Annotated in this window: 9 protein-coding genes; 8 read left to right on the forward strand and 1 reads right to left on the reverse strand. The window is 55.8% G+C overall.

From position 1 onward, the window contains the following. Positions 1–252: 252 nt before the first annotated feature. Together K227x_RS27015 and K227x_RS27020 are read left to right on the forward strand one after the other, a co-directional pair. On the forward strand, positions 253–1,623 hold the full coding sequence (locus K227x_RS27015) for a hypothetical protein (protein ID WP_145175377.1): 1,371 nt from the start codon (positions 253–255) through the stop codon (positions 1,621–1,623). An 83-nt stretch (positions 1,624–1,706) separates the two neighbouring features. Beyond that, positions 1,707–2,180 (forward strand): hypothetical protein, encoded by a 474-nt coding sequence (locus tag K227x_RS27020; RefSeq protein ID WP_218933570.1) that lies wholly within the window; start codon positions 1,707–1,709, stop codon positions 2,178–2,180. A gap of 201 nt (positions 2,181–2,381) precedes the next feature. Here K227x_RS27020 and K227x_RS30925 read toward each other — a convergent pair whose 3' ends face one another. Beyond that, positions 2,382–2,552 carry a hypothetical protein gene (locus tag K227x_RS30925; protein ID WP_218933571.1) on the reverse strand — a complete coding sequence of 57 codons (171 nt, stop codon included), beginning with the start codon at positions 2,550–2,552 and terminating at the stop codon, positions 2,382–2,384. 45 nt (positions 2,553–2,597) lie between these two features. Here K227x_RS30925 and K227x_RS27025 point away from each other — a divergent pair, with 45 nt between their 5' ends. The 6 genes from K227x_RS27025 to K227x_RS27050 all read left to right on the forward strand — a co-directional run bounded on the left by K227x_RS27025 (position 2,598) and on the right by K227x_RS27050 (position 13,966). Further along, positions 2,598–3,206 (forward strand): tetratricopeptide repeat protein, encoded by a 609-nt coding sequence (locus K227x_RS27025; RefSeq protein WP_218933572.1) that lies wholly within the window; start codon positions 2,598–2,600, stop codon positions 3,204–3,206. Beyond that, positions 3,203–5,590 (forward strand): secretin N-terminal domain-containing protein, encoded by a 2,388-nt coding sequence (locus tag K227x_RS27030; RefSeq protein ID WP_145175385.1) that lies wholly within the window; start codon positions 3,203–3,205, stop codon positions 5,588–5,590. Before K227x_RS27025 ends, K227x_RS27030 begins: the two co-directional genes overlap by 4 nt. A 1,003-nt stretch (positions 5,591–6,593) precedes the next feature. Next, positions 6,594–6,869, forward strand: coding sequence for a hypothetical protein (locus K227x_RS31300; protein ID WP_246146324.1), 276 nt, complete (start codon positions 6,594–6,596; stop codon positions 6,867–6,869). Positions 6,870–7,041: 172 nt separating this feature from the next. Continuing rightward, positions 7,042–7,320, forward strand: coding sequence for a hypothetical protein (locus K227x_RS27040; protein ID WP_218933573.1), 279 nt, complete (start codon positions 7,042–7,044; stop codon positions 7,318–7,320). Positions 7,321–7,523: 203 nt separating this feature from the next. Further along, on the forward strand, positions 7,524–13,196 hold the full coding sequence (locus K227x_RS27045) for an RHS repeat-associated core domain-containing protein (RefSeq protein WP_218933574.1): 5,673 nt from the start codon (positions 7,524–7,526) through the stop codon (positions 13,194–13,196). 41 nt (positions 13,197–13,237) lie between these two features. Further along, positions 13,238–13,966, forward strand: coding sequence for a hypothetical protein (locus tag K227x_RS27050; RefSeq protein WP_145175393.1), 729 nt, complete (start codon positions 13,238–13,240; stop codon positions 13,964–13,966). Positions 13,967–14,050 lie beyond the last annotated feature (84 nt).

Raw genomic sequence — 14,050 nt, forward strand, 5'->3', positions numbered from 1 at the left:
AACTTTCTGATCCCATTCCGACCGAACCGCCTCCGGCCCCCATCGCGGCGCCCCCCGCACCTATCGTTCGAGTGCGACTTGATGCTCGGCTGATTGCAACTCTTGTCGATGCCGATCCCGCCTATTCAGCAGCGTGGATCTCCTGCAAAGACAAAATGCAAAAAGTGACCATAGGGGACTCGATCAAGAACCATTCTGGCAGCCCCATTGTCACGGCGATCAAGGACCGGCTTGTCGAAATCGAGTTGACAGGTGAATCTCACCTATTGCACCTCGACGAAAATATCCTGCTTGCGTCTCGGTCGAACAGCGGAAGCTCGGAGGTTAAACATGGCAATTGAAACGATTGAATCGCCAATGGTGATCGCTGACTGCCAACAGGAAACGCTCCGTTCCAAAATGCTTCACAGCGAAAGCGAAGCCGGTGACCAATCATTATCAGAAGGCCCGCTTGCCGGTGCTGTGGTCATCGCGTTGCGAACGTCTGATTGCTTTGGTTTTTCCAAGACTGTATCGGAACGAAAGAGGCTGAAGAATCGAAAACAGATCGTCTATGAACTCGAAGAGTATTTGCCGATTGATGCCGACGATCTGTCAATCGCACGTGTCGAATCGCGTGGCGGACTGTTGATTGTGGCCACCGATTCGGAATCGATCAAACCGCTAGTAGCCCGCCTGGAGGCGACTGGAAAATACGTTGCATCCATCTCACCGATAGCGTTCCTAGCAGTTGCGTCGCTTCGGCGTCAGCTGTCACTTAAGACGGTTGACCACCTTGTCTGGCAATCAAGTGAAGGTCTCGACGTGATGGAACTTCATCAAGGCATTCCGATATCTTGGGAATGGCACGGTGACCATTTTGCTGTCGCCGATGGCAAGCTGAAGGAAATCGTCAGCGGCCAAACAACGGGCCGTATTGCTGTGATAGACGGCGACGACAATCTGGTAGAGACATTCGCGAATGCGGAAAGTTGCGTCTCGATTGAATTGAATCGCGAGCAAGCCGCGGAGGCCGAGTGCGCCCGGATCGCTTTAGGGTCGACAAGTCCTATCGCCGACCTTCGTGATGGGCCGCTCGCGTCTAGCAATCCACACCAACCTATTTCAAGGTCTCTCAAGACTTTCGTAGCGGTTTTGCTGGCATTTCAGATCTGCGTTGTGGGATCACTGTTTCTGCTGCGAAAACGCTACCAGCACCAGTCAGATGAGCACATCATTGCGTTAGAGCAAGCATTCCAGGAAACGTTTCCCGACGAAGCCATTCCGGTTGGCATTGTCGCCCGACTGGAGAGCGAACATCGAAGACTTGCTGGCACTCGGGGAGTAGCAGGCAGAAAATCCCCTGAGCTTCGATCTGCAATTCCGGTTACACACGCGTTCCTAGCTTCCATGCCTGAGCCTGCTGATTCCACCTTTGTCATTGATCGGCTGGAGTTCGCGTCCGCTGGCGTGCTGAACTTGTCCGGGACAGCTAAATCTTACGCCGATTTGGAGTTCTTTGCCGAAAGGCTTCGGATTGGGGGGCTCGCCGTTCCACCGGTCTCCGCAACTGCAACGAGCGGCGGCGTATCCCTTCGCTTCGATTTCATTCCGCACATCCGCAGCCAGCGTGAAGGTCAATGAGAAAGGACTTTCCAACTTTCATCTGGTTGATCATTGTCGAGTCAGCGTTATTCGTTGCGGTTCTTGTATCACTACTACAGCTGATGGACGCTGAGGCAGCGTTCAATGACAGCACTAATAACGAATTGAAATGCAATCGCTTGACATCCGATATCGCTGTATTGAGAGAGATGTCATCGGTTGCGGACGATCGACAATCAGGCACTGAACTGACCAACTCGCAAATTGTTCGCATGGCGGCAGATTGTGGAATGGCCGAGAATCAAGTGACCTCGATCCAACGGATGGATCCGATGAAGATTGAAGAAACCGATTACCAACGAGAGGACATTGCGATCGATTTCCGGTCGGTGACGATGCAGGAACTGATTCAGTTTGGCCTGACTGCTGAACTTGCTCGAGGGGCGTCGAAAGTGACGCAAATCAGGCTAAATCACCAACCCGCATTGCCGAGTGCCGCGAAAGCTAGCCTTGCAGGAACAAAGGCTCGTGAAACATGGAACGCCAACCTGATCTTGACTCAGCTGGTTTTCGCTGCGACAAGAACCACCGAGTAGCGGGGCCAGGAGGATCCTGGCGTCCGTTTGCCCAATCCTGTGGTTTAGCAGCACGTAACGCGGTCTCCTGTGGGAAGATTCACTCAACAAATCCGATGGGCTAGCGTTGCAGCGATCCTTTCCACGCCCCTGGTGGCAGGCTGCCACCGTTGGTTTCGCCCCCGAGCCACGACGGCGGTGTCCTACACGACGCAACCACCGTCAGATGGTGCGTTTGACGAACGGGCCAAGCACCTCAACAGCAAGGGGTTGCGGGCATTCGAGGCCGGACACCTCGTCAAGGCTGAACAGCTCTTTCGAGAAGCTTTGGATGCCGATGTCAGCTTCGGGCCAGCTCACAACAATCTTGGACAGATCTATCTTGCCCGGCATCAACTCTACCTTGCCGCATGGGAGTTTGAGTACGCAGCCAATCTAATGCCCGAACTGGCCGAACCGATCATCAACGAAGGCCTCGCTTACGAAACCGGCGAACACATTGATCGAGCCGCCGAATTCTATCAGGACGCGTACGACCGACATCCGCACCATCCGGTCGCAATAGCCAGCCTGGTGCGAGTTCGAATCAAGCAGGACGCTGATGCAGACGAGATCGGTTTCCTACTGGATGAGCTGATCATGCACGATGGCCGCCAGCCATGGGTCGAGTGGGCGAAGGAACTGCGGGCAACCAAGTATCGAAGCCAATGCGACACTTGCCCGCCTGAAGTTGCGATGGAGGTTGCAAAGGGGACCGCCAACTTCGAGTTTTTGGAAACCCCCAGAAATATGATCGATCTGCGGAATGAACTTATTCCGATGCAGGAATCACCTGGTATTGAGCTAGTGCCGACACCGATCGAAGACCTAGGATCGCCGAATTCAAGCATCTTGATCCCGCCGGTCAATGGAACGCCATCCGACGTAGATTTGTCATCCGATCTTGATCCCAATCGGCCCGTAAGAATTCCGTTCGAGACAACATTCCGAGCCGCTTCAGCGGTAGAAACCGTCTCGTTTGAACTCCCCAGCGAGTGGCAACCGTGATCAGCTTCCCAAACCAGCAAGAACATCGAAATGCGTGGTCAGGAATCCTGTTTCTCACAGCGCTGCTTGTCCTCGTGCTGTCGTTCAGCGATCAAGCGGTGGGCCAAGAAGCTGTCTTGCCGGCGACACGTCCGGCTGCCGAAGCGCCCATGCTTCGATTGTCGACCCAAGGCGAGGTGCCACTGACGGACTTTGTCGACTACGTGTCACAGCGACTCGGTATCCAAATCCTGTACGACAACTCGCTACGTCAAAAAAAAGTCAACCTGATCGCACCCGACCCGATCCCGGTTGGCAGTCTTTCAGAGATCCTTCAGAGCATCTTGATCAACGAGGGACTGGTCGTTACCGACGCCAACCAACAAGGGTTCCGAAGGATCACAACCAACGATCAGATCCCGCGTGTCGCCCGGCCAAGCGAAGGCAATGAAGACTTGTCCGGAGTCGACGCGGCCGTTCCTCTGACACGAGTGTTCGTGCTCACGAAAAGCCTTCCGAGCGCAGCTGCTGAGTTGATCACCCCCTTCCTGACTCCCCAGGGCGCCTCCGCAATCCCGCTAGACCGCAGCAGGTTGCTGATCGTCACCGACGTAGCTCAAAATATTCGTCGCGCAGAACAGCTGATGAAGATTGTTGATGGCGACGAGGCTCAAGTCGAGGTCGAGTTCATTCAGGCAAAATACGTTGCACCCGCCGAATTGATGGAGCAGCTTCGCGAGATTCTGTCGGCTAAACAAAGAGCTATGGGGCGAGGCGAAGAGGACCTGGGCGGAGTAGAAATCTCTGTCGATTCGCGAACAAGCAGCTTGATTTTGATCGGGACCAAGCGGGATCTCGATGTCGCAAAAGCCCTCTTAGAAAGGCTCGACCAAGGACTTAAAACGGACCAGCAGACATTTACGCTACGCTATTTTTCGCCCGCTCGACTTGATGAGATCGTTCGCGAAGTGTTACAGGGGCGCCCCATCAAGCCGCCCTATCAATCGCGAGTGGAAGGCAATCTTCTGATCGTCAATTCGACCGAAGAAGTGCTTCTGCTAGTCGATCGAACCCAGCGTCAGGTCGATACACGCGAAGCGCCCGAAGGCCAAAGCCCAGTTCGATTTTACAAAATCAAGAATGTCCCCGCGCAAGAGCTAGTGGAGACAATTCGGGGAGTGGGCGCCAATGTCACATCCATATCACGACGCAACACGTTGCCCGAGCGGAGACGGACGACAAATGACCTGGCCGTTCCCGGCCCCAATCAGCTTCCACGCTTGGCTCAGCCAATGCAGGGTCTGCCCACACCTCCGGCAATGCGTGATCAACGTGCTGCTGGCTTGAACGACCCGCTTGCGATGGCGCTACCGGAGGACATTGCCGGGATATTCGACGAGGGTGGATTCAATCGCGGCTTTCCCGAGGATTTGATCGACGATTCAAACGGTTCTGAATCGCAGGCGGACAGCCTGATCGGTGAAGCCACCGTAACGGTCGATGTGCACACAAACACGATCATTGTCGTGGCTCCACCGGAGGTTCAGCGTATTTACGCGGACCTGATATCGCGACTCGATCAACGAAGACCTCAGGTCCTCGTTGAGGCCCAGGTGGTGATCATTGATACGTCAGACGACTACTCTCTGGGCGTCGAAATTTCCGGAGGAGATCGAACTGGGGCCAAACGGCTATTCAGTTTTTCGAGCTATGGACTCAGCACGGTTGATCCGACTTCCGGCGCGCTGAGCATCCTGCCAGGAGTCGGATTTAACGGCACGCTCGTCGACCCGAGCACCGCCGATGTCGTGGTGAGAGCACTTACGAATCACCGCCGAGCCCGTGTTCTGTCGACTCCAAGGATCTTGGTCAATGACAATGCTGAAGGGCAGCTCACAAGCGTCCTTGAAGTTCCTTTCACAAGCGTGAATGCATCGCAGACGGTTGCAACGACAAGCTTTGCGGGGTTCGCCGAAGCCGGGACAACGATCACGGTGACACCCACCATCAGCGAAGACAACTACCTGAACCTCGACTACGTCGTCACACTCAACTCGTTTACCGGAACGGGATCTGATGGGGTCCCTCCACCTCGGCAAACCAACGAAGTTCGCAGCCGAGTCACCGTTCCTGACGGCTACACCGTCATCGTCGGAGGGCTGACTTCAAAGAATGAGTCATACGAGATCGACTCAATCCCATTCCTCGAACTGATCCCAATCATCAAGGATCTGGCAAGCCTTCAAACGGATAGCTGGTCACAAACGTCATTGTTTGTGTTTCTGAAGCCAGTGATCCTTCGGGAAGACAAGTTCAAAGACTTGCGTTTTCTAAGTGATGTGAATCTTCGCAAGTCGGGCCAAGCAACGAACTTCCCTGAAAACATACCGCTGACCATTGAGTGATGGTCGATGCCGAGCTTGCAAACTGACCTGCTCGACGCGAACGTCTCGAGCAAACCCTTTCAATCGTGATAATTTCTTCAACAGGCACGAGCAGCAAGGTTCTGTAGTACAGCGTCGTTGATTGCCAGCTGCTTTTGTGCCTAGAACAACATTGGAAGACGTTGACTTGATAAACCGCTGCTAGTCCCACGTCTGGGCAGCGCATTCGGCTGCCGAGCAACCGAATGGCGAAGGGTTTTAGCCAGGCAGCGGTTCAACCATCAGATACTGATCGAGCATTCCCGCGCAATCTTCGTCCGGCGATTTGGCTCTCCACTTAGCGGTACACGCCCAATCAATAACAAAGTTGTCGAGATCTCTCGAAATTTCTTGACCGGGGGAACTAAACCGCTACCATCTCCCGTACCGCCGCAGTTTGGGCGGCTTACTACCCGTTCGGACAACTCGACGGGTAGCCATTGCTTGCCTGTGATGGCGATTGCATTAGCAGCTTGAACTTCGTGGTGCGGGGCGAATGACAGATTTAGGGGCGAAACGATGGTCGCCAGTACTGGTCGCAGTGCTGTTCTTCATACCGTTTGTTGCGGTTAGCGTTTACGTTGGCACGCGTGAGGAAGTGGATTTGCCGAACGCAGATTCGAGTTCGTTCGACGAGATGGCCAATGCTGAAGTCGAAATAGGCGGGGTCAGGCGTCCGCTCTCAGATGTTACTCCGCTACGCAAATTCGCAGTTCCGGATTTAGAGAGGCAGCCTCCTGGCCTTGTGACCCCGATTGCCCGAGATGCGAATAAGGCAACCGAGTCGGTGTTCGAGGCAGCGAGGTCGAAGAAACACCCAGAACGATTGAGCGCGGCATTCATGCCTGAGCCCTTTGATCGTCAAGCATATGAAGAATCGCCAGAAGCATATCTTTCACTCCACGTACCAGGTCGCGTGTGGCAGTCGGCTCAGCCGGGCCCCGACGTTCCGGTGGTCGAGTCGTTCGGCAAACGGAACCACCGGATGCGTCACGGTGAATCTGTTCGCCTTCAGCTAAAGACGCAGGCTGCGATGCCAGCGACGTTCACATCATTTGATAATGGTGTGTTCAGCAATGGGCTGACAAGCATCACAGTGAAGGCCGACAAGGATGGCGTAGCAACCGCGAACTTCCGGGCGTCGTCGGGAACGGCGGGTGAGATCAATATCATCGCCGCGTCGCCGGTCGCGACGGAACGCGTAGTTTACCGAGTCAATGTGGTTTCACCCGCGCCATCGGTGTCCGTCACATCGCCATAGCATTTACCTTTCTAGTTCTCGACACCGTGGTCTCTAACCATGTCCAGAAGAATCGTTTTGTTGATCAGGTTGTTTGGTTTTGCGTTGCTGTTCTGTTCGAGCGGGCTGCTATTGCCGTACGCGGCATCAGGCCAGGGCGGGACCACGAGCCCTGGCTTTTGGGACTATGACCTTGAAACCTACCCCGAGGATTACCCTGACCTCCATTGCCGTCCGAGGGCCTGCTCTTGCGATGATCCTGGAGGAGCCGCCGCGTTTTGCGGTCCCGGTGGAACTGGCAGTGGAGCAGGCGGTGGCCCCGGTACTGGTGCGGGCGGCGGAGCGCCCGGGAGCGGGTGTGGATCGCAGTGTGTTCTTAACAGTTCCTCCGCTGTTCCTGGATGGCCGGGGGGCGGCGGATGGCCTGGCGGCGGTGGCCCGGGCAGCAATGGAGCAGGTGGTGGCGGAGTAGGAAGCAGCGGTCCAGGCGGAGGTGTGGGGGCGTGCATTCCACCGGATTCACCCTGTGGGTGCAAATCGGGCAGCGGCGATGACAGTGGCGGCGCAGATGGCGGCCAAACATCGACTTTCGTTAGCCTGGCCGGTTCGTACGTCGACAACTCGTTTTATAGTTACGTGCATTGGTGCCAAGACATGCCGGCCGGAAGTGATGCGATGTTTCAATGGAAACGGTTTCATCGCTCGCGGGATTTCTTCCGATCCGGCAATCTCGGTCAGGGCGTGCTTAGCTCCTTCGATATGCGACTATTCCTTGAGTACGACGGTGAGTCCGCGTACGACGTCGAAACCCATTCGGATGGAATGGGTGGATACAACGTCAACGATAATTTCAGTAGCTACATCGAAATTCCGGAATCATCCATTAAGCTCGGGCTCGGAACCTATTCTGGAAACGTCTGGTATCCGGAAAACCGAAACCGGGCGGAGAAGCTTGAGATTTTCGACGACCAGATGCAGCCGGTCAGCGCGGTCGTCATCTCATACTCTCCCATGGACTACCCCAGCTTCCCGGGTGCAAAATACGCCAAGCTGACGACCTGGGACGGAGGAACCTTTCTGTTCGAGCTGACGATGGCACACGCCGATTCCAATTGGGACGCGACGGACAATCATCCGACCGATGGGCGATTGATCGAAGCGAAGGATCGCTACGGCATCGGATATGACATCACCTACAAGACTTGGACACCAGCCCAGATCACGGCCTCTCCCTCGCGTCAGTGGCAAATCGATAACGTCACCGACACCAACGGCCGGACGATTTCTTTTACGTACGACACCGTTCAGCACGCCGGTTTGTGGGTCGTTGAAAAGGTCACTCTTCCGAACAGCGATGAGATCGAGTACCGATATTTGAACGGCTTTCTAAATGAGATCGAGTATCCCGACGGAACGATCAGCACGATCACGTTCTCAGACAGTGCCAACGGCATGTTCAAAATGAGTTTCAGCGAAAAGGCGGCTGAGCCCGGCCACCGGAACAAGACCGTTCTGTTTGCCGGTATGGCATCTGTGTACCAGGGCGACGTCATCCCCAGCACCTTCGGTGTAGTTCGAATGGTGAGCAACGGGGAAGATGAACCAACGTATTACAGTTTCACGACTCCCCAAGGGCCCCACGATCCCACGACAAGTACATCTGGGCACCACGCAGGCAGCTGGGTATATGAAGGCGGGGGAAGGTTATTTGCAGAAGTTGAGCTGTCCTCCGCGAACAGCCTCAACTACCTCACCCCGCGACGTCACCTCAAGGATGGTTGGCTTGCGAATCTTGACGAGCTGGGTAACCCGATGACAACACTCTCAGCAAGTCAACTTTTTGCGGGCACTTTCGAAACGCACTTTGAACAGTTTGCGGCCGGAACTCATGCCGACGTTTTCCGGGGTAAGGCAAGGCGAACGATTGATGCACAGGGTCACGAAGTGATCCATGCCTTTTCGTCCGGATCGCGATCAACCGGGCAAGCGGTGGACAATCGACTGCGCAGCGACTACGCCGACAATTCATTCGAAACGTACTGCTACAACAGCCGCAACCAAGTGACCCGCTACCGCGATCGTGCTGGTCACGTCACGCATACGGATTACGATTCTTCGGGCCGCGTGACATCGTACGAGGTCGGGCTGGAAGACTCATCCTCTAACGTTGAAACAAGCGACCCATATACCGGCACCTCGACGTATGACCGCTGTGCGACCGATGATGTTCAGACGACGGAGCATGCGACGTACCAATGGACCTACTACAGTTCGGGAACTAGCGTCGGGCTCGTGGAAACATATACTGACGCACGCGGGAACGTCACTGACTACGAATACGACGCTAAACGTCGCTTATATAAAGTAATCGCCCCTCCCGAAGCTTCTGGTGGCACGCGTGCAGAGCTAGTGTATACGTACGATAGCCAGGGCCGCGTCGAAAAAATCACCAACCCGATCGGCGACGACATTCAATATGTCTACGACGACCGCAACCGAATCATCAGCACGATCTACGATGACGGGACCACTGAACGGGTAATCTATGGCACCGGGAACGATCTTGCCCTGATGCTCAAGACAATCGACCGAAACGGGGTTGTAACCACCTACGACTACGATAGTGCAGACCGCATGGTAACGCGGGTTACTGCGGCGGCCCAAATGACCGGAGGCATAGAGACCGCCACGCCCGACTTAGCGGCTACCGAAACGTTTGCCTACCTCAACGGAACTTTCGATGTCATCGAGCGAAACGCTCGTGGATCCAAGTCTTACACGGTTTACGACTATCGCGGTCGCCCGGTCGAGAAAACAAGGTCGCCTCGCGACGGGAAAACACTCGAAACCGTTCGGGTTTACGTCAACAACCAACTTTTCAAGAGCGAAGATCCCTTTGGGCGAAACACTTATTTCGCCTACGATGCAACCGATGGAAGGTTGATCCGTACAGTCGCCGGCACCGTTCCAGGATTCAGCCTGACGAACGCTTCAGCGGTGATCAGTCTACTCCGTGACACCTCGGCGAACGCGGACTATGTGGTCAGCGATACGATCTATGACTCCGAAGGAAACATCGAGCGTCGGCACGACGGTCGCAACATGGCGACGGCATACGAGCACGACTCGCGCGACCGGCAAGTTGCCTCTGTGGCTGACGCGAACTACACCGACCGCGGAACGCTCTCAAGCCTACCGACCGCACTTTCGCTGCGCACCGAAACCGACTACGACCTTGCATCGAACGTCACCGAAGTTCGCTCTCCGCGCTACTTTGACTCCGGCGATAGCGAGGGCTACCAGAAAGCCAAAGAGACCTGGACCTACAACGGAAGGGGTCTGATTGCGACTCACACCGAGGCGCCCGGCACCGCTGAAGCGGCGACTGAGTCGTTCGCTTACGACCTGCTGGGGCGCCGCATCGAGCGGACTGACTTTGCTGGGAAGGTTTGGAAAACCCATTACGAGGATTGCTGCGGCCAAGTGATGGCCAGCGAGAACCCACTGGGCCATGGCTCGATCGTTCGCAAAGACGCTGTTGGGCGGACGATTCACCAGGTATCGACCGAAGACTACACGTCACACGTGGCGTCGCTTGATAATCCTGTCGATGCCAAGACGCTTCGTGAGATGACGACTAAATATGATGGTCGAGGCCGACCGATCGCCCGAACGACTTGGCTGGTTGCGAGAGGGACGGTCGATGCGACCGATCCGCCGATCGCCGGACTGGGCGGGGTGTCGGCAGCGGACGGACTGACCGAACAGTTCCTGTACGACGACGATCTAACCGATGACGTGGGCCTGGACAGCAGTGGCGGGATGTCGCTTCTGATCGGCAGCGATCCAGTGTCGCTCTCGGCGGCCCTCACCAAGCTCGCCGATACAGAAGCCAATGGTGGTGCGGGTGTTACCTTCGATGCTGATGCGACCGGTTCGGCCCGCGTGACGATCAATCCGGAAGGGGAGGTGCGATACGCCATCTCCGATGCTGCTGGACGTAGCGTGATGAGCGGGGTGCTGAAAGCCAGCGACTCTTCACTGATCACATGGAACTGCAGTGTCCATGACGCAACCACCACGGTCAGCGGCTTCGGCACGGTGCTGGTTTCAAAGAGCGTCAATGCGCTTGGTAAGGTGAACCAGCAGTATACCGATGCGGCGGGGCGGACGATCCAAAGCCTTGATGCCCTCGGCAAAATCACCAGCTATGAGTTCGACGCGGCAGGCAACCAGCTGAAGGTGCGTGATCCGAACGGTGTTGGCCAGGACTGCACCTACGATGCGTTAGGCCGAGACCTGACATGCACCGACACCAGCAGCGCCGTGGTCAGCAGCAGCTACGATACGGCGGGCAACAAGATCGCAGCAACGGACGCCAAGAGCGAGACGACGACCTACGCGTTCGATGCTCGGGGTCGTCAGGTGATGCAAACTGACCGACTCGGCGGCGAGACTGAGTTCGCCTATTCGGCAACCGGCCAGCTGCTTAGCCTGACAGATGCTCAGGATCAAGTGACCAGCTACACCTACAACGACGCTGGCACCAAGCTGACCGAGACGTACCCGGACCACGTCCCCAGCAGTACGCCAGGGCAAACCGGCTACGGCATCGTCAGCTTCACCCCAGATGCGACTGGGCGGACGGAGGTCCGCATGGACCAGCAGGGTGACACCTGCACCTACGCCTACGACTTGGCCGGGCGGTTGCTTGACAAGGTCTACGCGGCCAACGCTTCCGGACCACTTTCTGGCCAGGGGCATACGGACACGTTCACCTACGATGATGCCGGGCGGACCTTGACGGCGGTCAGTGGCCGATACACGAACACCGTGACCTACACCTACGACGATGCGGGCCGCAAGGCGACCGAAGCCCTCACAATGGGTGGCCAGACCTACACGACCGCGACCGATTACGACGCGGTTGGTCAAGTGTCCGGCTACACGTATCCCGATGGGACCGCGGTCGCCCGCACCTACAGCGACCGCGGCCAGTTGGCCACGATCGCATATGCAAGCACGACGGTGGATACCCGCAGCTACGACGATGGTGGCCGGATGACGGGTTCTGCCTATAATAACGGAGTGAGCGCAATCCGAGCCTACAATACCGATAACACGCTAGCGTCGATTACCCATAGCGGCGCTGCGGTGGGGAACTACACCTACGGCTGGGACTCGAACAAGAACAAGACGTCAGAGGCAATCACTGGCACGCTATCCGGCTACGGGTTCGACGTGGGCTCCAGCGGCTACGATGACGAAGATCGCCTGGTCAACTGGGAGCGGGACGACAGCAGCCTTGATCAATCCTGGAACCTCAGCCTAGTAGGGGACTGGAACAGCTTTACGGAGAACGCCAGTTCTCAGGCACGCACCCACGGCCCAACGCACGAGATGCTGACTGTGGCTGGCCAAGCCGTGACACATGACACCAAGGGGAACACAACGTCGATCCCGGCGGTGCTGCGTGCTGGCAGCGACCCACTGGCGATGAAGTGGGACTTCGAGAACAAACTGATCGGGGCGGATATCGACAATGATGCCACTGATGATGTGACGTACCAATGGGATGCGCTGCTTCGGCGCGTCGGGCGTGACGATGGCACAACGGCCAGCATCTATGTGCAGAACGGGCAGCAAACGGTGGCCGACTATACGTCCGGCACGGCGGCAACGAGTCCGACCTATACCTACATCTACGCCAGCTACGTTGATGAACCGGTCGTCCGCGCCGGTGGCAGCGGTCTGCGGTACTACCACCGCAACCAACAGTACAGCATCATCGCCCTGACCAACGCCAGCGGCACCGTGATGGAGCGCTACGCCTACTCGGCCTACGGCACGCCCACGATCATGGATGCGTCGGGAACGGTGCTTGCAGCCAGTGCCGAGAACAACCGCTACCTCTACACGGGCCGCGAGTACGACGAGGTACTCGATCTGTACCACTACCGTGCTCGCATGTATGACTCGGCCAGTGGTAGGTTCTGCTCCAGAGATCCAATTGGGTACGAGGGAAGTCCGTGGAACGTGTACGAGTATGTTGGCGGCCGCTCGACAAACGACGTTGATCCATCTGGGCTCGTCAGACTCGCGAATTGTCAAGCAATCTTTATTCTGTGCGCAAGAGCTGCTCAGGCCGCTCATAAAGCATGCATGAGAACACGGAAAGCATCTATACAATGCGGAATTGAAAAAGCATTGTTCATCGGAATTTGCTCTGCTGCAAAACAAACGTGTTGGGCGGTAAACGCTGGAAGAGTTGGCAGAGGATGCGTGATAATCATGATCGTTCCGCCGGACATGGACCCGGACAATCCCCTCCCTCCTGGCGTGACCTAAACTCTGCTCTAAAACAACTCATGTCCAGTTTGGAGATTTGGATGCCGTTCCCTAGTGACGTTCAACGACGTGTCGCGCACATTGATGTCTTGAGTGAAAATGTGTTTGCAGAATCCATATTATATTGGAATCACGGTTTTGAAGTAGAGCAGCGATGGATGAAAGTGAATGCTGCCTCGCGACCGATGCGAATAGGTTCTGGAGACGCACTCGATCTTGACTGTGATTGCGACGTGGTGATCTCTGCACCAGAAGGCGGAGTAGTTCATGTCAACGGCAATTTAGGATGCGACATTGTCGCTGGTGGACGCCTAGAATTGGTTGTTCGGGGAAACGTGTTAGAAAACTCCACAATTCGCGTCAATGGATTCCTGCACATTTACGTCAGAGGATCACTATACGGTCAAATCGAGGCAACTGATTCTTCAAAGATCTGGATTGACGGAGACGTGTCGGGCCATATCAAAACCGGTGATCCGTCGACAAATCTAAACATTGCTGGCAATTATTTCGGGGGAATAACATCGAAAGACGTTGATGCTGGAATGCTTTTTCTGTGTATCGAAGGCTTTGCATCTGACGAATCGATGTGTTCGCTTGCGACAATAGGCTACAGCGTTTTCACTGCAAGTGTTGGATCTAGTAATGTCGAGCCAGGATTCTATCCAAACGGATCAATCGCATGTCAAACACAGTTTGGCTATAGCTCAAGTCGGTGGTGCGTTCATAGGCAAAACAATCGCGGAACCGATCAAAGAGGACGGAGGTGAATGGCACGGGCGTAAGCGGGAACGTCAATATGTAGTCGGAACAGTATTTTGCTGGCGGAACCGGTAGTGCAAGCAAACCGTTTG

It is taken from the genome of Rubripirellula lacrimiformis, assembly GCF_007741535.1.
GTDB lineage: Bacteria > Planctomycetota > Planctomycetia > Pirellulales > Pirellulaceae > Rubripirellula > Rubripirellula lacrimiformis.